The organism is Actinomyces marseillensis (assembly GCF_900155605.1).
GTDB classification, from domain to species: Bacteria; Actinomycetota; Actinomycetes; order Actinomycetales; family Actinomycetaceae; genus Pauljensenia; species Pauljensenia marseillensis.
Genome location: NZ_LT707420.1, coordinates 1,486,923 through 1,509,967 on the forward strand (window position 1 = coordinate 1,486,923; position 23,045 = coordinate 1,509,967).

Here is a 23,045-nt window from a genome sequence, read left to right on the forward strand (position 1 = left end):
ATGACAGAATCTCAGGAGTACTTATCACTTCTAGAGGGTTTGAAGCATTATTGTGACTGAATCGACGACGACTACACACAGCAGGCGCTCGCAGGGAACGGGCTTGCTGATCGCAACATCGCTCACGCTGTTTTCGATGTTCTTTGGTGCGGGAAACCTGATTTTCCCTCCAATTATGGGAGCGAACTCAGGTACGCACTTTAACTTAGCCATGATTGGCTTCCTCATTGGTGGCGTCGCGCTTCCCGTCATTGCGATCATTGCAATCGCATTATCGGGAAGTGACCTGCGTGATCTGTCTGGCCGCGGAGGCAAGTATTTTGGAATTGCTTTCTCATGCATGGTTTATCTGTCGATCGGCGCCTTCTATGCTCTGCCACGAACCGGTGCTGTTTCCTTCTCGACGGCCGTCGCACCGCTCATTCATTCAACCGCTTTCGTTTCATCGTTAGTCTTCAACGCATGCTTTTTCGGCATCGCGTTGTTCTTGTCATGGAACCCGAGACAGATCATCCATCACCTCGGTAAAATCCTGACCCCTGTCCTGCTTGTTTTACTCGTGCTCTTGGTCTTTTTGTCTTTGGCGAAGCTACCGCCTTCAGAGGCTGCTCCGGTTGGGCAATACGCAAGCGCTCCCCTAACCGCAGGTCTCCTTGATGGCTACATGACGATGGATTCCATCGCAGCTCTTGCATTTGGAATTATCGTTGTTGCATCTTTCGATCAGGGAGAAGGCGGACTCAGCGGGATCAAGCTCGTTCGCAAGACCAGCTCTGCCGGTGTAATCGCTGGCATTTTACTTGGCCTAGTCTACGTTGGACTCGGCCTGATCGGTCACGTCATTCCCAGCGGTCAAAGCTACTCCGACGGGGCTGCACTCTTGGCCGACGCTTCACGCATCACCATGGGAACTGCCGGACAGGTCGTCTTCGGATTGATCGTTCTCACCGCGTGCATGACAACTGCGGTTGGCCTTCTTGCCGCAACCTCGGAGTTCTTCGAGCGACTTATTCCGCGGATCCCCTACAAAACCTGGCTCGTTGGGTTCACGATCATTTCCTTCGTCTTGGCATCAGCCGGACTCAAGGCAGTGCTCAACGTTGCGGTGCCGATTATTACCTTCCTCTACCCAATCGCAATTTCAATCATCTTCGTTACGATCGTCACGCATCCGCTGCGCTACTCGATGCGCATTCATTGGACATTCCGCCTGGGAGTCTGGGTTGCCAGCCTATGGTCACTTCTAACCACTGCGATCTCGCTGGGAATCTTGACCTTCGCTTCTCCTGTGCTTGCGTGGAGTCCCGGGCAGGATCTTCAGCTTGGTTGGGTTCTTCCCTCATTGGGCGCAGCTCTCCTTGGTCTGCTCGCCGATATCGTCTTATCCAAGCGCACTCAGGAATAATTATCGCGCGCTGGTACTGAAGTGGCCCGTCTCGAAAGAGACGGGCCACACTCTTTGGTATAGAGAGCTTAGCGGACGCTTCGTCCTGCGCTTCAATGAAGAATCTGGATCAAGTAATGCGCTCTCGTCACTAACAGTTTCTCCCATTCACCGGCCGAACAGTGACAGCGGTATCGCCGCACAATGCCAACAAAAAACCTGGGGCCCCGGTTTTCACCGGGGCCCCAGAACTGACTATGAGCGCTTAGGCGCTGCGATTCAGTTGTTGGTCAGCTTCTCACGAAGTGCTGCAAGTGCCTCGTCAGAAGCGAGGGTGCCTTCGGAGTCGACCGGGGTCGAGTACGAGGCCTGCTCTTCAACTGCGGGAGCTGCTTCGGCGTCCTCTTCAAGAGCCTTTGCAACCTGAGCCTTGTGGGCTTCCCAACGAGCCTGAGCCTGTGCGTACTGAGCTTCCCAAGCCTCACGCTGTGCCTCGTAGCCTTCCATCCATTCCTGGGTTTCGGGATCGAAGCCTTCGGGGTACTTGTAGTTGCCCTCTTCGTCGTACTCAGCGGCCATGCCGTAGAGCGAAGGATCAAACTCTTCAGAGTTGGGATCGACGCGCTCGTTGGCCTGCTTCAGGGACAGCGAGATACGACGACGTTCGAGGTCGATATCGATGACCTTGACGAAGACCTCGTCGCCAACCTTGACGACCTGCTCGGGCAGCTCAACGTGACGCTGAGCGAGCTCGGAGATGTGAACCAGACCTTCAATTCCGTCTTCAACACGCACGAATGCGCCGAAGGGAACGAGCTTGGTGACCTTGCCGGGCACAACCTGGCCGATGGCGTGGGTGCGCGCGAAGGTCTGCCACGGATCTTCCTGGGTGGCCTTGAGCGAGAGCGACACGCGCTCGCGGTCCATGTCGACGTCCAAGACCTCGACGGTGACTTCCTGGCCAACCTCGACGACCTCTGAGGGGTGATCAATGTGCTTCCACGAAAGCTCGGAGACGTGAACCAGACCGTCAACGCCGCCGAGATCAACGAATGCACCGAAGTTCACGATGGAGGACACGACACCACTGCGGACCTGGCCCTTCTGAAGGGTGTGCAGGAAGTTGGTGCGAACCTCAGACTGGGTCTGCTCAAGCCATGCGCGGCGTGACAGAACAACGTTGTTGCGGTTCTTGTCCAGTTCAATGATCTTGGCTTCGATCTCACGACCGATGTAGGGTGCGAGATCGCGAACGCGACGCATTTCAACGAGGGATGCAGGAAGGAAGCCACGCAGGCCGATGTCTAGGATCAGGCCGCCCTTGACAACCTCGATGACGGTACCGGTAACAACGCCGTCTTCTTCCTTGACCTTCTCGATCTGTCCCCAGGCGCGCTCGTACTGTGCACGCTTCTTCGACAGGAGCAGGCGACCTTCCTTGTCCTCCTTCTGGAGAACCAGGGCCTCGATCTGATCACCAACGGCAACCACATCGTCCGGGTTGACATCGTGCTTGATGGAAAGCTCGCGAGAGAGGATCACACCCTCGGTCTTGTAGCCAATGTCAAGAAGGACCTCATCGTGGTCAACCTTGACGACAGTGCCCTCGACGATGTCGCCATCGTTGAAGTACTTGATGGTCTCGTCAATAGCGGCGAGCAGGTCCTCGCGGGACCCAATGTCGTTCACTGCAACCTGGGGCGTTGAAACTGCCGGCTGCGAGTTGGTGCTGGTCATGTAGTTGTGTTCTCCGAAACGGACGTATTACTAGATATGGACAATTGCGGCTGCAGGGTGCAAATGGCTATCGCACACAGCAGTACCTTGAGCATTCTAACAGACTGGGGCCGAAAGTCCACCCACCTTAGTGCGCAGCGTCTTTCCACGTCGGCCCGAAGCCAATTGCCACTTCCAAAGGAACTCGCAGAGACATCACGCCTTCCATCCCTTCGCGCACAAGTTGACGCAGTTTCTCCTCTTCACCCGGCGCGACATCAAAGAGCAACTCGTCATGGATCTGGACCAGCATCCTCGATTTAAGACCTGAGTCTTTGAGCTGCTTGTGCACATCCAGCATCGCCATTTTGACAATATCAGCGGCGCTTCCTTGAATCGGAGCGTTCAGCGCGGCTCGTTCAGCCATCTCCCGTCGCGTTCGATTCGCCGAATGCAAATCCGGAAGATAGCGCCTCCGTCCCCGAATTGTTTGAGTCCAGCCCCATCGGCGAGCTTCGTCAACAAGACCTTCGAGGTAATCATGGACGCCACCGAAGCGTTCGAAATAGCGGTCACGCAGGGCCGCGGCCTCGTGAACGGGAATCTGAAGTTGCGCAGAAAGACCGTAGGCGGACAAACCATAAGCTAGTCCATAGGAGGTTGCCTTAATTCGCGAGCGCTCTTCAGCCGTCACATCTTCCGGCTCAACTCCAAACACCATCGCTGCCATAGTGCGGTGGAGGTCCTCCCCCGAAGAAAAGGCATCGATCAGCCCTGGGTCTTGCGACATATGCGCCATGATTCGCATTTCGATTTGAGAGTAATCCGCGCTCATGAGATTCGTATACGGCTCTTGCGCAACAAACCCGCCACGAATCCGCAGGCCATCAGCGCTACGTGCAGGAATATTCTGCAAATTTGGCTCAGACGAGGCCAAACGCCCCGTCGCCGCAGCGGTTTGCGAAAAAGTCGTGTGGATGCGCTGGTCAACACCGACGCTCGAAATCAAGCCATCAACCATCTGCTTGAGCTTGATGCGGTCACGATGGACTAGCAAGTGACGGAGGAAGTCATTTCCAGTTTTTTCGAAAAGCTCCGTCAAGGCCTCGGCGTTAGTCGTGTATCCGGTCTTCGTCTTCTTTGTCTTGGGCAGAGCAAGTTCCTCGAAGAGGACGGTTTGGAGCTGTTTAGGAGATGAGAGATTAACTTCGTGCCCCAGCACGTCCCATGCCCCACGCTGCGCCGTGTCAACATCCGAAGCAAGTTCATGAGAAAGGGCTGTCAAGAAATCTTCATCAACACCGATTCCGCATTTCTCCATTTGTGCGAGCAAGACCGCAACTGGCATTTCCAAATCATCCAGCAGATGCGACTGGTCGCTTTCCTTCAGTTTGTCAGCAAGGATGACGTCGAGAGAATGCATCCGCGCGGCGTCTTCGGCAAGCTTTCGAGCGCGCTCATCACTGATTCCAACCTCAAAGAGAGTCGTACTATCCTTCTTTTCTTGCGGATCGACCCCCAAATACCGAGCAAAAAGCTGGTCGAGTTGATACCCGCGATGTTCCGAATTCACCAAATAGGCAGCAAGAAGAAGATCAGTGCGCGCGCTTCCGAGCGTCCAACCACGCGCGCCTAAAGCATGAATGCAACCCTTCAGATCGTGCAGGATCAGGCCGTCTTCATTGAGAAGTTTGGCAAGCGCTTGATCTTGCTGTGCTGAAATCAATGCGGTGTCAATAATCAACGCATCAGTCGCCGTCGCAAGTGCAACAACACTGGCTTCCGGAGCGTTCACGCTGAGCGTGCCATCTACCATGAGTGCAAGCTGTCCCGGATGTTCAATGCGCCACTGATCAACAGACGTTGATCCATCAGCAATCGTCCACGACACCTGCGGTTGAATAGCGGCGATCGGGGCTTCGGCCTCGTCATTGTCACTGACGCTCCCCAAACCAATCTTCGCCACCGACAGGACCCGAGAGCGCAGAGAACGAAACTCAAGAGCATCACACAGCTGACTGAGCGCCTGACGGTCGGTCACCTCGCGGCGCAAGTCCGTAATGTCGCACTCAAGATCCATGTCCGTCAGCAGATGATTCAATCGGCGGTTGCGTCGCACGTCCTCGAGGTGCTCGCGCAACGCTTCTCCCCGCTTGCCCGTGATTTTGTCCGCGTTCTCCAGGAGATTGTCGAGGCCATCGAAACGGTTGATCCACTGTGCTGCAGTCTTCGGACCAACACCGGGAACGCCCGGGAGGTTGTCGGAAGTTTCTCCGACGAGCGCAGCGATTTCCGGGTATCGGTAAGGAGGAACCCCATACTTATCTTCAACGCTTTGCGGCGTCATCTCACGCAAGTCACCCGGGCTCATTCCCGGATAGAGAACGGTCACGCTATCGGTGACAGTTTGGAAACTATCGCGATCCCCCGAAGCGACATAGACGCGCATATCCGCATCTGACGCGCGCTTAGCAAGGGTGGCAAGAATATCGTCCGCCTCGAAGCCTTCCTGCGAGAGGGAGCGAATACCCATCGCACTCAGCAGGTCTCGAATCAGCTCAATTTGTCCCTTAAATTCTTCGGGCGTTGCGTCTCGTGTCCCCTTGTATTCGGGGTACTCATCGGTACGGAAGGAATGACGCGAGACATCGAAAGCAACTGCAATATGGCTGGGCTGATAGCTCTCCAACAATTTGATGAGCATTGATGCAAAACCATAGACCGCATTCGTGTGCTGCCCCTGGGCTGTCACGAACTTATCTGCAGGCAGGGCATAAAATGCACGAAAGGCCATTGAATGGCCATCGATGACAAGCATTGTCTCCTTCATAGAAGACACACTACGGCGAGAGGGCACGATGCACACCTTGAATGCAGAAAATCATCGGATGGATAGCTGGGCAAACACCCTTATGTCGCGTCTGGGCATTCGTCTCATTTCGGCTTCCCCTCAAAACGTACTTGCCGAAATGCCTATTGCTGGCAATACTCAGCCTCAGGGTTATCTGCATGGCGGAGCGAGCGCCGCACTTGCAGAAACAGTAGCTTCCCATGCCGCTCAACTTCACGCACATTCTCTTTATGGCGAGGCCGCCATCGCCGTGGGCGTTGAGCTGAGCATTTCACACGTTTCCCCCGGTCGAGGCGACTGGGTTCGCGCGTGCGCTACGGCAGTCCACTTGGGTAAGAGCTCGACTGTTCACACTGTGACTATCACAGATGAACACGATCAAACCCTTGCTGTGGCACGCGTATCGAATCGCGTGTTGCATAACTAAGGGCGCGAGCCAATGCTCGCGCCCTTAGAGAAGTTCAGTGTGGTCCTTAGCCTTCGACCTGGTTAATCACGGCATCGGCGACCTCACGCATCGAAAGCCTGCGATCCATAGAAGTCTTCTGAATCCAGCGGAAGGCATCAGGCTCGCTCATCCCCATATTCTTCATGAGGAGACCTTTCGCGCGATCAACACGTTTGCGAGTTTCAAAACGATCAGTGAGGTCTGCAACCTCTTCTTCAAGGGATTCGATTTCCTGATGGCGGGAAAGAGCAATCTCAACTGCAGGGATAAGATCTGCGGGGCTGAAGGGCTTCACAACGTAGGCCATTGCTCCAGCATCACGAGCACGTTCGACGAGTTCTGTCTGGCTAAAGGCAGTGAGCATGACGACTGCACATGAGAGTTCAGCAAGAATCTTCTCTGCTGCGGTGATGCCATCCATCTTCGGCATCTTGACATCCATGACACACAGGTCCGGCTCAAGCTCAAGAGCAAGCTGGACGGCCTCTTCACCGTTGGAAGCTTCCCCGACAACCTCAAAACCGGCACCGGTGAGCGTCTCCACGATATCGAGGCGAATCAAGCCTTCATCTTCCGCAACAAGAACGCGGCGCGGCTGTGCAACTTCTTCACTCATGTCGTCTTCCTTGTACGATAGTTTGTCACTAGCACCTGTTATATCTTATCCTTATTAGCGCGCTTGCGCTGTCGCCCCGATAGCCCAATTGGCAGAGGCGGTCGGCTCAAACCCGGCTTGTTGTGGGTTCGAATCCCACTCGGGGTACGAATATGTTTCACATTTTCGTCAGTGGCTTTGAGATCACAGTGATCTCAAAGCCACTTTTTCGCGCGATGACACGGAAATAGCGATGCGCATCAGCAGCGTAAATCCATCAAATAAACGACAACTCCGCCAACCAGTAAAGTTGACGGAGTTGACACTAGAGAGACAAATCACATCTCAGGCTGCGGGGATCAGCTCCAAGCCCAAGAATTCCGCAGCTCGATCACGCATTTCAGGGCGTTCCAAGTCATTGAGCGCCTCTTGAATCTTCTGATCGGTCCAATCCTGATACCAAGGACGGACAGCCTCACTCAGCTGCGAAACCGGAACATTGAGCGCCTGGTAGCGACCCTGCGCTGCACGAACCGAAATCTGTGTATTCATTTGATTCATTTCTTTCTCCTCTTCCTTCTTCTGCATCTACCGGTATGCGCTCAAGGTGCGCAGGCAACCAGACTGTAGACGCCGGTAAGGGCAAGCCCTTACGAGTCATCCAACATGGATGAACAGGTAATTATTCCACACACTACTGCGATGTGTCTAGTTATTTTCTCCCATGAGTCCCGTCATAATCATTCGCGCGTAGGCTTCACGACCTTCTTCCGTCAGGTGCTGACCGTCGTCGTAAAAGTACTCATCGTGACCTTCACTGGCTTTATACCAATCGAGAATACCCACTTGCGGATAACGCTGCGCAAGCTGGCGCATCAATGCGTTGTTCTCATCTTGGAAGGGGTAAGGGGCACGGATCGTCACGAAGAATACAGGCCTCTCCCCCGCTGCTTCAATCAAGGGCTGCACTGAATCCATCGATGTAATCGGCCCATTGCCCCCCAAAGCAACAATCACCGGAGATCCGTCATGTCCCTGGGCTAAATCTTCACCGTATACCGCGACTCCCTTTTCGAAGGAACGACCAACTTCCGTATCCGTAAAAGACTGCGGGAAGAGGGTTGGGATCCAGTAGTAGCTTGCTCCTTCAGACACGGAATCACCGATCAAGACCAAGGGAACAGTGCATGTTCCTTCCTCTGGAGAGCATGACCATTGAGAGGTGTCGTAGTTGTTCGGAATAATTGCAGCCTTCGGGTATACCGCCTTCCCCTTCACATCGTGATAGCTGGGAGGCGCTGGGCTTGTCGTCGTCATTTCTTGCGAAGGCGAATCACTTGGAGAAGCAGCAGATGCGGAAGGACTAGAAGCGGCCGAAGCAAAGATCTCGTTGGTTTTCTTCGATGCTGATTCAAGGAAGACTCCAGGAATGCTGGCGATCACAATGCTCACAATCAAAGCAAAGCTCAGCACCGATGTGCACAGCCGAACTCGGCGAGTATTCTTCGCGCCGCCTCGTAAGGCACGCCAAGTCTTCTGATGTGCAAAGGAGGGTGCCTTCTCAACAAAACGATAGCTGGCCTCGGTAATCAGGAGGAAAATGCCAGCTTCCACCACCCAAGCCCACCACGGAAGCGCAGAAGTGCGCCTGGCAGGGTTCATCAGCAGGATCAAGGGATAGTGCCACATGTAGGCGCTCATCGAGCGCGAGGCGAGCACCTGGAGCGGACGCGTCGATAACACGCGCGACATCGCGCCCGGAACAATCGCGCCGCTCACGACGATTGCACATACTAGCGCCGAGGCGAAGAAACCTCCTCGGTACAGCCAGGTCATGTATCCGCGTGCATAGATACTCACAGCAACCAAGTAAGCAAGTCCGCCGCAGGATGCACACTGAAGCAGCCTTGTTTGCAGAGTATTGAGGCGCTCAATGCAGCCCTCTCCATACGCAAGGGCAACACCAACAAGAATTTCTGCGAGTCGCGTGTCTAAGCCGTAGTACACCCGTGATGAGTCAGATCCAGGCTCGAACAATAGAGCCATCTCGCAGGCAAAACAGCCAGCGAAGAACAGGAGAACAAGAGCTGCCTTTCCTCGAGATCGGAAAAATTCACGCAATAAGAGGACGATAACCGGCGCCAGCACATAGAACTGCATAATGACGGCGACGAACCAGAAATGGGTCAGTGGTGAAGGGAGACCCGCCTGTGCGAAATATGGAACATCGCGGAAGATGTAGAACCAGTTTGAAAAGAAAGCAAGAGCGGGAATCGCATCCTCGTGCATCTTGAGCAGCAGCGGCGGCGCATAGAAGAAGGAAGCGATCGCCGAGAAAGCCGTGACGAGAAGCATCGTTGGCCACAGGCGAACAAAACGCCTGAGGATATACACTCCAACCGCAATATCCCGCTCCCCCTCAAGCTCACGAAGAAGCGAGCGCGAAACAAGAAAACCGGAAATCACAAAAAAGAGAGTGACGCCGATAAAACCACCCTGCGCAGGAGAAGTCGGGCGTACGTGGTACAAAACGATGGCGATAATTCCCAGCGCGCGTAGGCCATTAACCCCGCTTAAGTACGCGGGCTTTGCTCCGGCTGCGCTTTGAGAATTCGCCCCTTCTTCCTCTTTCGCTGACCGTGGCAACGTCGTCAAGGTACGTCAAACTCCTCAAAATGTGAGGGGGTGGAAGACCATACGGCCTGCCACCCCCTTCATTTACTCAAACTTAAGCATCTCCACGCGATCCGCCGATCACGTAGTCGACCTCGTCTCCTAGACGGTGGACGCGCAACAGGTTCGACGAACCAGGAGTTCCCGGCGGCATACCTGCGACGATGACCATCTCGTCCCCGACTTCCGCGAGACGTGCGCTCTGCGCAACCTGATCAAGCTGCCAGACCATATCGTCAGTGTGGGTGACCTCGGGAACCCGATAAGCCTGGATGCCCCATGACAGTGCGAGCTGGCGACGCGTTGATTCAAGCGGAGTGAAAGCAAGCATCGGAATTGGAGTACGCAAGCGCGAGAGCATACGTGCCGATGTTCCCGACTGAGTGAAAGTTACCAAGAAGCGCGCATCAAGCTTTTCAGCAATAACTGCAGCCGCGCCGCAGATAGCGGAGGCTCGATCCAGCTCAATGGGTCCAAGCGCAGCAATACGTTCGCCACCATTTTCCTCAGTGCTCTCAACAATTCGAGCCATAGTACGAACCGCTTCAATGGGGAAAGCGCCCACAGAGGTTTCCCCCGAGAGCATAACTGCGTCTGCACCGTCGAGAATTGCGTTTGCACAGTCGGAAGCTTCTGCTCGGGTCGGGCGGGGATTCTTAATCATCGAATCCATGACCTGGGTGGCGACGATGACCGGCTTGGCAGCGCGACGAGCGAGTTCGATCGCGCGCTTCTGCACCAGAGGGACATCTTCAAGAGGCATTTCAACGCCCAAGTCACCTCGAGCAACCATGATTCCATCAAATGCGTCAACAATTTCTGCAAGTGCTTCGACGGCCTGAGGCTTTTCAATCTTCGCGATAACCGGCAGACGTTTGCCGTACTCATCCATAATCGCGTGGACAGAGTCAATGTCAGCTGCGGAACGAACGAAGGACAGAGCAATGAAGTCTGCATCAACTTGAAGACCCCATCGCAGGTCTTCCTCGTCCTTTTCGCTCATTGCCGGAACAGAAACGGCAACACCGGGAAGGTTCAATCCCTTGTGGTCCGAAACATAGCCGGGAACTTCAACGCGGGTCACAACATCGGTTGCGCTTACCTCAACGACGCGCACCGCAACGTTGCCGTCATCAATGAGCAAACGATCACCGGGAGCACAGTCACCGGGAAGGCCCTTGAAAGTTGTTCCGACCAGCTCTTTAGTACCGGGAACGTCACGAGTCGTGATGGTGAAAGTATCACCGATTTCGAGGTATTGCGGGCCCTCTTCGAAAGTTTCGAGACGAATCTTCGGACCTTGAAGGTCAACGAGAACAGCTACCCCACGGCCCGAATTTTGAGAGGCTCGGCGAACACGTTCGATAACTTCTTCATGTTCCTGAGCGGTGCCGTGAGAACGATTAATTCGGGCGACATCCATGCCGGCATCAACAAGAGCCTGGATCTGTTCAGCTGAGGCTGTCGCGGGTCCAATAGTGCATACAATCTTTGCTCGACGCATGTTTCTATCCTATCGCGCCTCGAGGTCTTCGACCGGACGACTTACCGAGGCCTTGGGACTATCGGCCCCATCTACATTGCCGTCGGCTCCGTCCTCAACGGTGTTTTCGCTGGCCTCGGCAGTTTCCAGAGTTTGCGCGTCATCCTCTTCGTCAAGGCCGCTCTCGCGCATGATTTCGGCCTCAGCGAGAGTCGTCGATGCTGCACGCTTTCCTGCATAGAGATAGCAGACGACCCCCAGAATAAATACAAGGATTGAAGTCCAGACGTTGATACGAAGACCCAAGAAATGATGTGCATCATCAATACGGAGCATCTCGATCCAGACACGTCCCAGGGTATAAACCATGATGTAGCAGGAGAAAAGCTGTCCGGACTTCATAGACCGCCGTTTATCGATGAAGAGCAAAACAGCGACGCCCACAAGGTTCCACAGCGATTCATAGAGGAAAGTAGGATGGAACAAGGTTCCACTGGCGTATCCAAGTGGCATGTGTGCGCCGTCGATGCGCAGGCCCCACGGCAAGGTTGTAGGAGCCCCGAAGAGTTCTTGATTAAACCAATTTCCCCAGCGTCCAATCGCTTGAGCGGCAAGGAGCGGGATGGCGAGAGAATCTGCAACAGGGCCGAGCCGCTGCCCGCGATGGCGCACGACAAGCCAAGCTGCGAGCGCTCCCCCAGCAACCGCGCCCCAAATTCCTAAACCGCCGTTCCAGATTGCCAGGGCCATGATCGGGTTGCCATTCTTACCGAAATAGGCATCTGGCGAGGTGATCACGTGGTAGATTCTCGCGCCGACGATTCCACCTGGAACAGCCCAAAGCGCGATGTCATAGAAGAGCTCGCGGTCACCACCCCGAACCTCATAGCGCCTAGCGGCCCAATAAACAGCAATCAGAATTGCACAGGCGATTATCAGCCCATAGGCACGGATCGGAATCGGCCCGAGGTACCAGACCCCTTGACTTGGTGACGGCAGTGCTAAAAAGCGCATGAATAATATTCCTTGCGGATCAAGATGGTTGCTGTACTACTCTAATCGATTATTCGCGACGAGTATCGTTCCAAGATCCATCTGCACGCTTATGTGCCGCGCGCACACGCATCCGCCGGTCAGCAAGCAAAGACGGATGGTGACCAGCACTGACCATTTCAGCGACTAACTCTGCCGGCTGCTCGCTGCGCATGAGAGATTCCCCAACAAGCACAGCATCCGCACCAGCGCGCGCATATTCAAACACATCACGGGGTCCCCGCACCCCGGACTCAGCTATGGCAAGAACATTCGTCGGAATGACATCAATGACCTCATCGATCACATGGCGGTCAACAATACCCGTACTGAGACTTCGGGCGTTGACGCCGATCATTACAGCACCGGCTTCTAAAGCTCGAAGAGCATCTAGGCGCGAGTGAGTTTCGACGACCACTGACATTCCCATCGATTGTGCCCGCTCGAGCAATCCTTCCAGAGCTGGCTGCGTGAGAAATTGCGCGATGAGCAAGACCGCATCTGCCCCGGCTCTGCGGGCTTCAAAGAGTTGATAGGCGGAGAGAATGATGTCTTTACAAACAAGTGGAAGCTCTGTTGCAGCTCTCACCCGCGAAAGGTCCTCGTAACTACCGTTAAATAACGAACTCTCGGTCACGACCGAAAGCATCGCCGCTCCCCCGAGCTCAAAAGCTTGAGCAAGAGGAGTCGGATCCCCAATATCTGAGTAAACACCCCATGGGGAAGCACGTTTAATCTCGGCAATCACAGAGGTAGCGCCATCCGAACGTAGATACTCATCCGGACGTCTTACGGGATCGGGAACACTCTCACACGCGCGTTTGAGCTCATCAAGGCTCACGCGCTCTTCGCGCAAAGCGCGCATCCGCTGCGTGTGAGCAATGATCGCGTCGAGTCCCGCCACCTTCACCTCCTCGTGAGAACCTATCTCAAATGCTAGTCTCCCACGGGCAAAAGGCGTTAATCAGCCAGCTCGCAGGCTAGATCATGGCACCGAAAAAATGCAGGGAGGTTGGAATAGCGACACCCCACAGGAGGTAGGTCAGCAAGGATGAACCGATCATCCATGGGCCAAACGCAATACGCGATCGTGTGCCAGCCTGGCCACTAACGACCATCCACAAAGCCGCAAGCGCCGCGGATGCCAAGGCAACAACAAATCCAAACAATGCCGCGTGCCAACCAAGAATACCCAGCATTGCTCCAAGGATCGGAGCCAAACGAACATCACCGCGGCCAAAGCCTCGTCGCGGCAAAGACCCCAGCCACAGCGGTAGTGTCCAAATCAACGCACCAACCCCGGCCTCGACAAGAACGCGAATCGAGTTGGGATGAAAATAGACGCTCACCCCCGCTCCGCACAAGACACCGCAGGCAAGCGCAATGACATAGGGAGTAGGCAGACGATGAGTCTTAGCGTCAACATACGCCAAAAGAGTTCCCATCATGGTCAGCGCGACAACCGCGGGCGCTGCAGGCCTCGTCTGAGAAGCAACAAGGCTGATCGCGCCTACCAATACAGCCGACCAGACGACGCCGTTTCTCTTAAGAGGGGTTAGCGAGGCCTCGATAAAGTAGCGCCTTTGGATTGCCCATCCCGAACGGGAAAGCCAGAGTGCAAAAGCGAGCCAGACGATGACAGAAAGAATCAGGTTCCACTCGCCCATTCCCAAGGCATAATCGTGGGCGAAATAGTACCCACCAGCCGATATGGGGACGAGTTCCATCATTTACTTCGCCTCCAACAACTTAAAGACCGAAGAGATCGCGTGACTATCAGCTTCAATGCCTGTCATTAACTTAAACTGGAGAACCGCTTGATAGACCAGCATCTCTACACCGAAGGCCACGGGGATACCACGCTCGAGGCAACAAGAAATTGCAGCAGTTTCACGCGGCGCATAGGTCACATCAAGATAGCTCGAGCGCAATGGCATTGTTGAGAGCTCGCCAACGTAGGAGTCAAGCGCGCCCGAAGGTAAAGTCGACACGACAAGATCCGCTTGCTGGCAACACCGAGACAAAGTACCTGCCGTAGTGAGGTCATGACCGCTGTAGGTCACTCCCAAGTTCATCGCGCTGCGATTGAAATCGGCAGGAAGTTTACCTCCGTTAAAAGCACGAGCAACAACGTCAACCTGACGAAATCCCAAGGAAACGACAGCGGCGAGGGCAGAAACCGCAGTAGCGCCCGAACCAATAATGACGGCTCGCCCGCCCAGATCCATGCCGGCGTTGCGCCGACTCAGTTCAATCGCACGACTCATTCCGAAAACATCGGTGTTAAAACCGGAAAAAACCCCACCCGATGGAATAAGGGTATTAACAGAATTCAGTGCAGCTGCCTGTGGTTCAACAACGTCAAGGAGCGGAATCACTGCCTTCTTACACGGCATGGTGATTGACACCCCGATGCATTCGCGGTCTATTGATGCGATCCACTGAGGTAGGCGTTGGGCGTCCACCTCGCATTTTCGATACTCCCATCCGGCAATTCCAGCGCTACGCCAAAGTTCTTGATGAATGAGAGGTGAGAGGGAATGCTCAATCGGCGAGCCGATGACTGCCGCCCAAGGCATCAGCACTTTCCTTGATGTGTCGAACAGTATTCTTCCAAACGCTTAGTGTTTTGCGTTTGCTCGTCATGAGTAGCCGCGAACAGCGTCTCACCGGTATCCAAATTCACTGTGACGAAGTACAGCCAATTGCCTTCAGCGGGATGCAAAGCAGCTTCAATTGCCTCGGTTGATGGCTGTGAAATCGGCGAAGGAGGAAGACCCGGATTACGGTAGGTGTTGTAGGGGTTCTCAGCAGCAAGGTCATCTGCAGTCGGGATTCCGCCGGTCTTACCAACGCCGTACAAGACGGTTGAATCCATCTGAAGCAAACCGTGGGTTTCACCATTTGTATCTGCCAAACGGTTGTCGATTACGCGGGAAACCATCGGAAGATACTCCGTATTACGAACTTCTCGCTCGAGAATTGAGGCCTTGGTTAAGATCTTTTCGCGATCTGCGGCGGCAACGCCCAGCCCGTCAAGCCTCTGTGTCGTCCGAGTAATCATCTGAGATATCAGCGAGGTTGCCGTCGCACCTTCTGCGAGTTCATAGGAACCCGGAGCAAGCCATCCCTCAACGTTTCCATTGGCCTCAGCTGGCAAGCCTAAAGCTGCCGTATCTGACATTGCGGACTTCACTTGGTCGAGAGGAATATCGGCAACCATCGAAATCTGCTCGGCGACTTGGTCCTTAGTCTGTCCGGGAGTCACCGTCACCGTATTATCACTGCGGTTCGCATCATCCAAAAGCGCAGCGATTGCCCCTGAGGCACTCATTTCTTTCTTGAGTGTGTAACTTCCGGGCCGAATACTCACGGCTGCTTTATTCGCATCAAATGCGCGAATGAAGGCAGTGAGCGATTTGACGACGCCCGCGTCTACTAGGCGCTGACCGATCTGCTGACCAGACTCACCGTCATACACCGTCACCACAACCTGTCCGCTGCCAGGACCCGGGTAGTCATCGGCGGTTGTTGAAGACGATGAGGAGCCACGCAATTGGGTGTACGCAAAGTACGCACCACCCGCGATCAGGGCAAGTGTCAGCAGCAGTACAAAAAACGTTCGAACTGCCCTGCGGCGCTTGCGTTTACGCACCAAACGCCGTTCTTGTTCGAGGCGACGCGAGCGCATTCCCGTCGTCTCAACTGCCGTGTCTTCCTGAGCAGCGCGCCTTGAGCGACGCGTAGGCAAGTGTTCGGGAAGAGGCTGTGCTTCACGCGTAGTGGCTTCTGCTTCACGAGGCTGTGCGCCCGCTGGAGATGAGTGGAGAGAATCCCCTGGGGCACTTGCCGAGGAACGCAGGACCGGTCGACGTACCTGAGGCGATTCGGGTGCCTCCTCGGGAGTGTTTTCTTGCGAGCGGCGTTGGTGAATACTCGCGCGCTTCGGGAAAGGATATTCGGGAGTGCTCTCGCTCATCACTGTCCTTCCTCGAGGACAATTTCCCTTCCGGGAGCTTGTCCGCTCATTCGTTCCATCTCCAGGGCTGTCTCCAGAATAATCGAGGCCGCCACTTGATCAATCATCTGTCGGTGTTCGCGTCGTCCGACACCGGCTTGCAGCAAACGTTCGTGTCCTTCGTGTGAACTCAAGCGTTCATCGACCAAGCACACGCGACACGTAGGTAACGCCATTTTAATCTTCCTCGCGTACCTACGTGCGCCTTTCGCTGAAATGCCTTCACCGCCTTGCATGTGGCGTGGGAGCCCAACAACGATTTCTATCGCGCTGAGCTCATCAGCAATCCGCGTAATCTCTTCAAGCTCCGAGGCATCGTCTTGACGAGTCAGCGTTTGGAGAGGCAAGGCCAGGACTGCTCCCGCATCACTTCGTGCGAGACCAACCCTGACCGTGCCAACATCAACTGCCAGACGAACTCCTGGGCGCATTACAGCTCTTGGATCTGCGAATTCACATCATTCAGAGCGTCTTCAATAGCTTCCGGATTGGATCCGCCGCCCTGAGCAAGATCGTCGCGTCCGCCACCGCCACCGCCGAGAATCTTTGCGGCACGACGAACGAATTGTCCTGCACGTGCGCTGTGCTGGCGAGCAAGATCATTCGTCGCGACAGTGACCATAGGCTTACCGTTAATGATGCCGGCAAGTGCGACAAGCACGGGACCGTCATTACCAAGGCGCTCACGAATATCGGTCGCCATTGCACGAAGGTCATCAGCCGATCCCAAAGCGCCCACGGGTGCGATGACGCTGGTAAATTTGCCAATCTTGCGAGCATTTTGAGCTAGCAGTGCTGCTTCTGCGAGTGCTTGCTGCTCACGGATCTTTTGAAGCTCCTTTTCTGCCTCACGCAGACGGCCCATCATGGATTCAACGCGTGAAGCCAGTTCGTCGGGACGCCCGCCAAGCATCGAGCTCAGCTGCGACACAAGAGCGTGTTCTTTTGCTTGGAAGGCGTAGGCGCCATCTCCAACAAGAGCGTCGATACGGCGCACACCCGAACCGATTGAGCCTTCACTCAACACAGTCACGCGGCCCAGATGTCCGGTCGAAGGAACGTGGGTTCCACCGCACAGTTCGCGATCAAAGTTATCGCCGATGCTGACAACGCGAACTTCGGAGCCGTACTTTTCGCCAAAGAGTGCGATCGCACCTGAGCGCTTGGCATCATCGAGCGACATGATCTCTGTGGTCACTGCGAGATCCTGCGCAAGCTTCTCGTTGACAAGGCTTTCGATCTCGTTAAGTTGTCCTTCGCCCAAGGCAGTCGAGTTCGTGAAGTCGAAGCGCAGACGCGAAGGCGAATTTTCGCTACCTGCCTGCTCGGCGTCCTTGTTCACAATGCGACGCAAGCCTGCGTAGACCATGTGGGTTGCCGTGTGAGCGCGCGCGATTGCGAGCCTGCGCTCAGTATCGATTTCCGCGTATGCCTTCTCCCCCAAGGTCGCTTTGCCTTCGGTAAGAGTTCCGCGGTGAACTGACAGCCCACGAATCGGTGCCTGCACGTCATGGACCTCAATCACACCGCCATCAGCGAGGCGAATGGTGCCGTGGTCGGCAAGCTGACCGCCCATTTCGGCATAGAAAGGCGTGCGGTCAAGGATGATCTCTACCTCTGCCGGAGCGCTCGCTGCAGGAGTCGGAACGCCATCGACGAGCAGGCCGACGACCTGGGCATCAATTGCATTTTCCGTGTAACCAACGAAGGTCGAGCCGCCACCGAGCTCCTTTTCGATGTCGTGGAAGATACGAACGTCAGTGTGGCCGGTCTTCTTTGCGCGCGCATCGGCACGAGCACGTTCCTTCTGCTCTTCCATCAGCGCACGGAAGGCCGCCTCGTCGACCTGGACTCCCTGCTCAGCTGCCATTTCAAGGGTCAGATCGATGGGGAAACCGTAGGTATCGTGAAGCGAGAATGCGGACGCACCCGAGATCATCGGCGTACCAGGAGCGGACTTCGCTTCTTCAACAGCCACGTCCAAAATGGTCGTTCCAGCACTCAGAGTGCGACGGAATGCTTCTTCTTCGGCGTAGGCTACCTCGGAAATCGTGCTCCAGTTTGTTTCCAATTCGGGGTACGAGGCCTTCATTGCATCCTTGGATGCTGTGAGCAAAATCGGCATAGTTGCCGTATCAACACCCAGCAGGCGCATGGAACGCACAGCGCGACGGATCAGGCGACGTAGAACATATCCGCGACCATCATTACCGGGGCGCACACCGTCACCAATGAGCATGAGAGAGGAACGAACATGGTCGGCGACCACGCGCAGGCGCACGTCATCGTCGTATGCCGCTCCTGCTTCGGGCCCAGCTGCACCGAGTCCATAGCGTTTACCGCTCATTTCTTCAGCGGCCGCAATTACCGGGTAAACTTCGTCGATCTCGTACATATTCGGCTTGTCCTGCATGACGAATGCAAGACGTTCCAAACCTGCACCGGTATCGATAGCTTTCTGATCAAGTTCACCGAGCAGCGGGTAATCCTTGCCAGCGCCTTCGCCGCGCATGTACTGGTCGAAGACCAAGTTCCACAACTCAAGGTAGCGGTCTCCACCCGGATCAACGTTGCCACCCACGGCCTCGGGGCCATAGGAAGGACCACGATCGTAGTGCCATTCGCAGCACGGGCCGGCGGGACCGGGCTGACCGGTATCCCAGAAGTTCTCTTCGCGAGGAAGACGAACAATATGGCGAGGATCCATACCGATCTGCTTCGTCAGGACGTTGAAAGCTTCCTCGTCCTTTTCCCAGATGGTCACCCACATGCGTTCACCATCGAGGCCATACTTGCCTTCAGACTGATCACCCGTGAGCAGATCCCATGCGAAACTGATCGCGCCTTCCTTGAAGTAATCACCGAAGGAGAAGTTACCGTTCATCTGGAAGAAGGTACCGTGGCGAGTGGTTCGTCCAACGTTATCGATGTCATTGGTACGAATGCACTTTTGAACAGATGCTGCCCGGGGCCAGGGTGCGGGTTCAACACCGATGATATAGGGAATAAAAGGAACCATTCCCGCGATCGTGAAGAGAATCGATGGCTCAGGAGAAACAAGAGACACCGACGGGCGAATCTCATGGCCTTGGGATGCAAAGTAGTCAAGCCAACGTTGACGAATTTCAGAAGTGCGCATAGTACCCCATAGTAGTGGACAACAATCAGAATCGTGTATTGGTCATTCGCGCGTACCAAATAAAGTAAAGCCCCGAGGCAGCGCCTCGGGGCTTTACTTAAACGCAATCAGCGCGAGTAGTGTTCGACGACCATCTGCACATCGCAGGTGACGGGAACCTCTGCACGCTTCGGGCGACGCACGAGCGTTGCCTTCAAGCGAGAGATCTCAACGTCCAGGTAATCGGGGGTTGCAGGAAGCGCATCGCGGTGGATGCCCTCGGCTGCAATCTCGAAGGGGACGGTGGTCTGAGACTTGGGCTTGACCTGAATGGTCTGTCCGGGCTTCACGCGGAAGGAAGGACGATCGACGATCTTGCCATCAACCATGATGTGACGGTGAACGACGAACTGACGAGCCTGCTGGATGGTGCGAGCAAATCCTGCGCGCAGAACCAGGGCATCAAGACGCATTTCCAGGAGCTCAACCAGGTTTTCACCGGTCAGACCTGCGCTGCGGCGTGCTTCTTCGAAGACGTGACGCATCTGCGCTTCACGGATGCCGTACTGTGCACGAAGACGCTGCTTTTCCTTCAGACGAACCGCGTAGTCAGATTCTTGACGGCGACGGCTACGGCCGTGTTCACCGGGGCCGTAAGGACGCTTCTCGAAGTAGCGAACTGCCTTCGGGGTGAGTGCGAAGCCAAGGGCGCGGGATTCGCGCACCTGCTTGCGTGAACGATTGTGAGCCATTAAATGACCTTTCCTGTCTCTGATGTCGCACCCGCGGTGCGGATGCGGGGTCAACTCCAGGCATAATGCCGTCGGCTAAGACCCCAGGTAGCTGTCGCCACTACGGGCAACCGGATCAGTCTAGCGTACTTTTAATAGTTCACGAAGCACTGCAAGCCGTTTAGTGAGGATAGCCTCATTGCCGTTCGTCGTCGGCTCGTAGTATGAAGTACCAACAAGGTCGTCAGGAAGGTATTGCTGCGCCGCAACATGGTGAGGGGCATCGTGAGAGTAGATATAGTCAACGCCATGCCCTAATCGTGAAGCTCCGCTGTAGTGAGCATCGCGCAGATGCGGAGGGACCGCCCCTCCCTTGCCTTGCCGAATATCGGCCAGCGCAGCATCAATTGCGAGATAAGCGCGATTTGATTTCGGCGCAACTGTCACGGCAATTACCGCTTCGCTGAGAATGATCCGCGCTTCAGGCATACCAATCATTTGAACCGCTTGTGCTGCAGAAACGGCAGTTGTCAGCACCTCGGGAGCAGCCATACCGACATCTTCAGCGGCACAGATCATGACACGTCTGGCAATGAACCGCGGGTCCTCCCCCGCTTCAAGCATTCGCGCGAGATAGTGCAACGCGGCATTGACGTCTGAACCGCGCATGGACTTAATAAAAGCGCTGGCAACATCGTAGTGCTGATCTTGATCCCAACGAACCAAAGCCTGATTTGCAGCATTTGCGACGTCCTCGGCGTCGATCATCCAAGGCCCCTGCGCGCTTCCCTCGGATTCTTCGTTCTTTTCCGCCCGCGAGGCCGCGGCCGCCTCGAGGAGGGTCAATGCCTTGCGTGCATCTGCCCCAGCCAAGCGCAAAAGGCCAGCACGAGCGTCATCAGACAGGTCAAAGAGCGCTTTCAAGCCCGTATCACTGGCAAGAGCACGATCAAGCAAAAGAGAAAGATCTTCGCTGGTGAGCGCATACAAAGTCAGTAAAAGCGAGCGCGAAAGCAGAGGCGAAATCACCGAGAAGGAAGGATTCTCGGTTGTCGCAGCAACCAAAGTGACCCAGCGATTCTCGACCGCCGGAAGAAGGGCATCTTGCTGCGATTTGGAAAAGCGATGGACTTCGTCAACGAAGAGGATGGTCTCTTCTCCCGTTGAAGTCAGTCCTCGGCGCGCTTGCGAAATCACGTCACGAAGGTCTTTCACTCCGGAGGTGACTGCGGAAACCTCACAGAATCTACGTCCTGATGCACGTGCAATAAGGTAGGCAAGAGTAGTCTTTCCCGTTCCAGGAGGCCCCCAAAGAATCACGGAACTCAAGCCTGCGGGAGAGTCACTGCTCGGGGTGAGGAGTCTGCGCAGAGGGGATCCAGGTTTGAGCAGATGCTGCTGACCAACGATCTCGTCAACACTTTGGGGACGCATCCGAACTGCCAGTGGAGCGTGCTCATCAACCACAGGAGTCCCGAATTCTTCGATTCCCTGTGAATCAAAGAGGTCCATCTTTGCCCACCCTGTTTAGTAGTGACTGATAACAACGGTTCCGTTATCTGCCCACTCGTAAATCCAATGGGCACCGTCAACGGGCATGTTGACACAACCGTGGGAGCCTCCGTAGCCCGACCAACCGAAAGAGGAACGCCACGGTGCTCCGTGCATCGCATATCCCCCGTAGAAATAAGTCACCCACGGAACGCCTTCGGTTTTGTAGGGAGTGCCGTCAGCGTTCTCTCCCTCCATCGTTTGAGATTGATACTGGAGATAAACGTGGAACTTGCCCGTAACGGTTGGAGTATTAGGAGCACCGGGAACCATCGGAGTTGGACCGTGAACGATGGTGCGACCTTCATAAGCGGAAACAGTGTTCTTCGATAGATCAATGTCGATCCACTTTTCACCAGCAGCAGCTTGGTACACATCGTCACCGTAGCCGTCAGGAATATCCTGGCGATCATATTCGGGCTCGACCTTGTCATAGTCAAAGTCGCCCGAGTAGGATTTTCCGTTCTTCAGCGCATCTTCGATTCCGGAAATTACCGATTCAGTGTTATTTGCTCGGTAACCGACGGTACCCGCCTTGAGTACGCCCACGACATCCCCACGGCTATTGACGCCCTGGATTCCCTTTTCGGATTCAACGTTCGTTGATTTCGCAAGCTCATTCACCCAAGCTGAAAGAGCTTGTGAATCCAGCACCGCCGCTTTGTCTCCTTCGACACTGACCTTGACCCACTTCATCTTGTCCTGTTGCGAAGCAGTGAAGTCATCGATGCCATCCGTGATCGTCACGCTGGGAGATATCAAAGCCATCGCCTGTGACTTTGCTTCCTCAGCCCTTTCAGTCGTCACTTGAGGTTTGCGAACCTCAACTGGAATCGAACGTCCTTGTGCCCCAAGATCGGTGGCAACTTCTTGCTGAACTTTCGTCAGTTCGGAGCTCTCGATGGTAATTCCCTCTTGCGCGGGAACGACTTCGAAGGTAGTACCGTCATCGCTGACCTTGAGATGAGCGTCGCTCATTGGCGTTCCCACCTGTGAGGTCAAAGCAGTACCGAAAGCATTGAGCTTTGATTGATCAAAGTTCACGACAGGAGTAATCGAACGCGATCGAAAGATTCCTCGAAAACGCGAAAACAGATTTCGGTTCTCAGAAAACGCAGCATCTACCGTTGCGGGAATATCGACTGCGATTCCCAAGTCTGACAGAGAAGCTTCACGCGTCTGCTCTGCAACAGTCAAGGTCACTTTTGCAGAATCAACCTTCTGACGCAGTTGATCTTCAACCTGCTGTTTAGACAAAGAAGAGATCGATTGCCCCGCTATGGACGTACGCGGAAGTGCGTGTGCTGAGTAGAACCACCCAGACACGCCAAGAGCGATAAGGGCAACAACCGCGAATCCTAAGAGGACCGACAGTTTGAGGGATAGCTTTTTCATAACCCCCTCATGCTATCTGTTTTCACTGTCGATTCCGGCAATAATGCGCT

Annotated in this window: 18 protein-coding genes and 1 tRNA gene; 3 read left to right on the forward strand and 16 right to left on the reverse strand. The window is 55.0% G+C overall.

The window, feature by feature from the left end; genetic code table 11:
* Positions 1 to 52 precede the first annotated feature (52 nt).
* On the forward strand, positions 53 to 1,405 hold the full coding sequence (gene brnQ, locus BQ8011_RS06575; RefSeq protein ID WP_072455814.1) for a branched-chain amino acid transport system II carrier protein: 1,353 nt from the start codon (positions 53 to 55) through the stop codon (positions 1,403 to 1,405).
* Between the two features lie 258 nt (positions 1,406 to 1,663).
* On the opposite strand, the gene rpsA is transcribed toward brnQ, so the two are convergent.
* Together rpsA and polA are read right to left on the reverse strand one after the other, a co-directional pair.
* Entirely contained in the window at positions 1,664 to 3,121 is a 1,458-nt protein-coding gene (gene rpsA / locus BQ8011_RS06580) for a 30S ribosomal protein S1 (protein WP_009409460.1), read from the reverse strand.
* Positions 3,122 to 3,248: 127 nt separating this feature from the next.
* Positions 3,249 to 5,930, reverse strand: a complete 2,682-nt coding sequence (gene polA / locus BQ8011_RS06585) for a DNA polymerase I (protein ID WP_072455816.1) — start codon at positions 5,928 to 5,930, stop codon at positions 3,249 to 3,251.
* 58 nt (positions 5,931 to 5,988) lie between these two features.
* On the opposite strand from polA, the gene BQ8011_RS06590 reads away from it, so the two are divergent.
* Positions 5,989 to 6,378: a PaaI family thioesterase gene (locus tag BQ8011_RS06590; protein ID WP_407639764.1), complete on the forward strand. Its 390-nt coding sequence runs from the start codon at positions 5,989 to 5,991 to the stop codon at positions 6,376 to 6,378.
* A gap of 46 nt (positions 6,379 to 6,424) precedes the next feature.
* Here the strand turns inward: BQ8011_RS06590 and BQ8011_RS06595 are convergent, their stop codons facing one another.
* Positions 6,425 to 7,015, reverse strand: coding sequence for an ANTAR domain-containing response regulator (locus BQ8011_RS06595; RefSeq protein ID WP_072455820.1), 591 nt, complete (start codon positions 7,013 to 7,015; stop codon positions 6,425 to 6,427).
* Between the two features lie 73 nt (positions 7,016 to 7,088).
* Between BQ8011_RS06595 and BQ8011_RS06600 the strand changes: the two genes are divergently transcribed.
* Positions 7,089 to 7,162: transfer RNA gene (locus tag BQ8011_RS06600), tRNA-Leu, on the forward strand.
* A gap of 177 nt (positions 7,163 to 7,339) precedes the next feature.
* On the opposite strand, the gene BQ8011_RS06605 is transcribed toward BQ8011_RS06600, so the two are convergent.
* From BQ8011_RS06605 to BQ8011_RS06665, 13 genes are all read right to left on the reverse strand, one after another.
* On the reverse strand, positions 7,340 to 7,555 hold the full coding sequence (locus tag BQ8011_RS06605) for a hypothetical protein (RefSeq protein WP_173656060.1): 216 nt from the start codon (positions 7,553 to 7,555) through the stop codon (positions 7,340 to 7,342).
* Positions 7,556 to 7,702: 147 nt separating this feature from the next.
* Entirely contained in the window at positions 7,703 to 9,649 is a 1,947-nt protein-coding gene (locus tag BQ8011_RS06610) for an acyltransferase family protein (protein ID WP_072455822.1), read from the reverse strand.
* Positions 9,650 to 9,722: 73 nt separating this feature from the next.
* Complete coding sequence (gene pyk, locus BQ8011_RS06615) at positions 9,723 to 11,171, reverse strand: pyruvate kinase (protein ID WP_072455823.1); 1,449 nt, start codon at positions 11,169 to 11,171, stop codon at positions 9,723 to 9,725.
* A 9-nt stretch (positions 11,172 to 11,180) separates the two neighbouring features.
* Positions 11,181 to 12,164: a prolipoprotein diacylglyceryl transferase gene (lgt, locus tag BQ8011_RS06620; protein WP_072455824.1), complete on the reverse strand. Its 984-nt coding sequence runs from the start codon at positions 12,162 to 12,164 to the stop codon at positions 11,181 to 11,183.
* Between the two features lie 49 nt (positions 12,165 to 12,213).
* A complete protein-coding gene (locus BQ8011_RS06625) occupies positions 12,214 to 13,086 on the reverse strand; it encodes an indole-3-glycerol phosphate synthase TrpC (protein ID WP_072455826.1) in 873 nt (290 codons plus the stop codon).
* Between the two features lie 76 nt (positions 13,087 to 13,162).
* Positions 13,163 to 13,912 carry a prepilin peptidase gene (locus BQ8011_RS06630; RefSeq protein ID WP_231945289.1) on the reverse strand — a complete coding sequence of 250 codons (750 nt, stop codon included), beginning with the start codon at positions 13,910 to 13,912 and terminating at the stop codon, positions 13,163 to 13,165.
* The gene (locus BQ8011_RS06635; RefSeq protein WP_072455828.1) at positions 13,913 to 14,761 is read right to left on the reverse strand and encodes a shikimate dehydrogenase family protein; all 849 of its coding nucleotides are present in this window, start codon (positions 14,759 to 14,761) and stop codon (positions 13,913 to 13,915) included. It abuts the gene before it with no gap.
* Positions 14,761 to 16,161 (reverse strand): endolytic transglycosylase MltG, encoded by a 1,401-nt coding sequence (gene mltG / locus BQ8011_RS06640; protein ID WP_083429948.1) that lies wholly within the window; start codon positions 16,159 to 16,161, stop codon positions 14,761 to 14,763. The genes BQ8011_RS06635 and mltG overlap by 1 nt, the downstream gene beginning before the upstream one ends.
* Positions 16,161 to 16,631, reverse strand: coding sequence for a Holliday junction resolvase RuvX (ruvX, locus tag BQ8011_RS06645; protein WP_072455831.1), 471 nt, complete (start codon positions 16,629 to 16,631; stop codon positions 16,161 to 16,163). Before ruvX ends, mltG begins: the two co-directional genes overlap by 1 nt.
* The gene (gene alaS, locus BQ8011_RS06650) at positions 16,631 to 19,339 is read right to left on the reverse strand and encodes an alanine--tRNA ligase (RefSeq protein ID WP_072455833.1); all 2,709 of its coding nucleotides are present in this window, start codon (positions 19,337 to 19,339) and stop codon (positions 16,631 to 16,633) included. The genes ruvX and alaS overlap by 1 nt, the downstream gene beginning before the upstream one ends.
* A 107-nt stretch (positions 19,340 to 19,446) precedes the next feature.
* Positions 19,447 to 20,070 carry a 30S ribosomal protein S4 gene (gene rpsD, locus BQ8011_RS06655; protein ID WP_072455835.1) on the reverse strand — a complete coding sequence of 208 codons (624 nt, stop codon included), beginning with the start codon at positions 20,068 to 20,070 and terminating at the stop codon, positions 19,447 to 19,449.
* A 120-nt stretch (positions 20,071 to 20,190) separates the two neighbouring features.
* Positions 20,191 to 21,561: a replication-associated recombination protein A gene (locus BQ8011_RS06660; RefSeq protein WP_072455837.1), complete on the reverse strand. Its 1,371-nt coding sequence runs from the start codon at positions 21,559 to 21,561 to the stop codon at positions 20,191 to 20,193.
* A 15-nt stretch (positions 21,562 to 21,576) separates the two neighbouring features.
* Positions 21,577 to 22,995: a L,D-transpeptidase family protein gene (locus tag BQ8011_RS06665; RefSeq protein WP_072455839.1), complete on the reverse strand. Its 1,419-nt coding sequence runs from the start codon at positions 22,993 to 22,995 to the stop codon at positions 21,577 to 21,579.
* Positions 22,996 to 23,045: the final 50 nt, after the last annotated feature.

What these genes read in the sequence shown, in the direction of transcription:
- rpsD (WP_072455835.1), bottom strand. Translation starts at nt 20,070, where the DNA reads ATGGCTCACAATCGTTCACGCAAGCAGGTGCGCGAATCCCGCGCCCTT.
- pyk (WP_072455823.1), bottom strand. Translation starts at nt 11,171, where the DNA reads ATGCGTCGAGCAAAGATTGTATGCACTATTGGACCCGCGACAGCCTCA.
- rpsA (WP_009409460.1), bottom strand. Translation starts at nt 3,121, where the DNA reads ATGACCAGCACCAACTCGCAGCCGGCAGTTTCAACGCCCCAGGTTGCA.
- BQ8011_RS06635 (WP_072455828.1), bottom strand. Translation starts at nt 14,761, where the DNA reads ATGCCTTGGGCGGCAGTCATCGGCTCGCCGATTGAGCATTCCCTCTCA.
- BQ8011_RS06605 (WP_173656060.1), bottom strand. Translation starts at nt 7,555, where the DNA reads ATGAATCAAATGAATACACAGATTTCGGTTCGTGCAGCGCAGGGTCGC.
- BQ8011_RS06595 (WP_072455820.1), bottom strand. Translation starts at nt 7,015, where the DNA reads ATGAGTGAAGAAGTTGCACAGCCGCGCCGCGTTCTTGTTGCGGAAGAT.
- polA (WP_072455816.1), bottom strand. Translation starts at nt 5,930, where the DNA reads ATGAAGGAGACAATGCTTGTCATCGATGGCCATTCAATGGCCTTTCGT.
- BQ8011_RS06590 (WP_407639764.1), top strand. Translation starts at nt 5,989, where the DNA reads ATGGATAGCTGGGCAAACACCCTTATGTCGCGTCTGGGCATTCGTCTC.
- BQ8011_RS06630 (WP_231945289.1), bottom strand. Translation starts at nt 13,912, where the DNA reads ATGATGGAACTCGTCCCCATATCGGCTGGTGGGTACTATTTCGCCCAC.
- mltG (WP_083429948.1), bottom strand. Translation starts at nt 16,161, where the DNA reads ATGAGCGAGAGCACTCCCGAATATCCTTTCCCGAAGCGCGCGAGTATT.
- BQ8011_RS06665 (WP_072455839.1), bottom strand. Translation starts at nt 22,995, where the DNA reads ATGAAAAAGCTATCCCTCAAACTGTCGGTCCTCTTAGGATTCGCGGTT.
- ruvX (WP_072455831.1), bottom strand. Translation starts at nt 16,631, where the DNA reads ATGCGCCCAGGAGTTCGTCTGGCAGTTGATGTTGGCACGGTCAGGGTT.
- BQ8011_RS06660 (WP_072455837.1), bottom strand. Translation starts at nt 21,561, where the DNA reads ATGGACCTCTTTGATTCACAGGGAATCGAAGAATTCGGGACTCCTGTG.
- lgt (WP_072455824.1), bottom strand. Translation starts at nt 12,164, where the DNA reads ATGCGCTTTTTAGCACTGCCGTCACCAAGTCAAGGGGTCTGGTACCTC.
- alaS (WP_072455833.1), bottom strand. Translation starts at nt 19,339, where the DNA reads ATGCGCACTTCTGAAATTCGTCAACGTTGGCTTGACTACTTTGCATCC.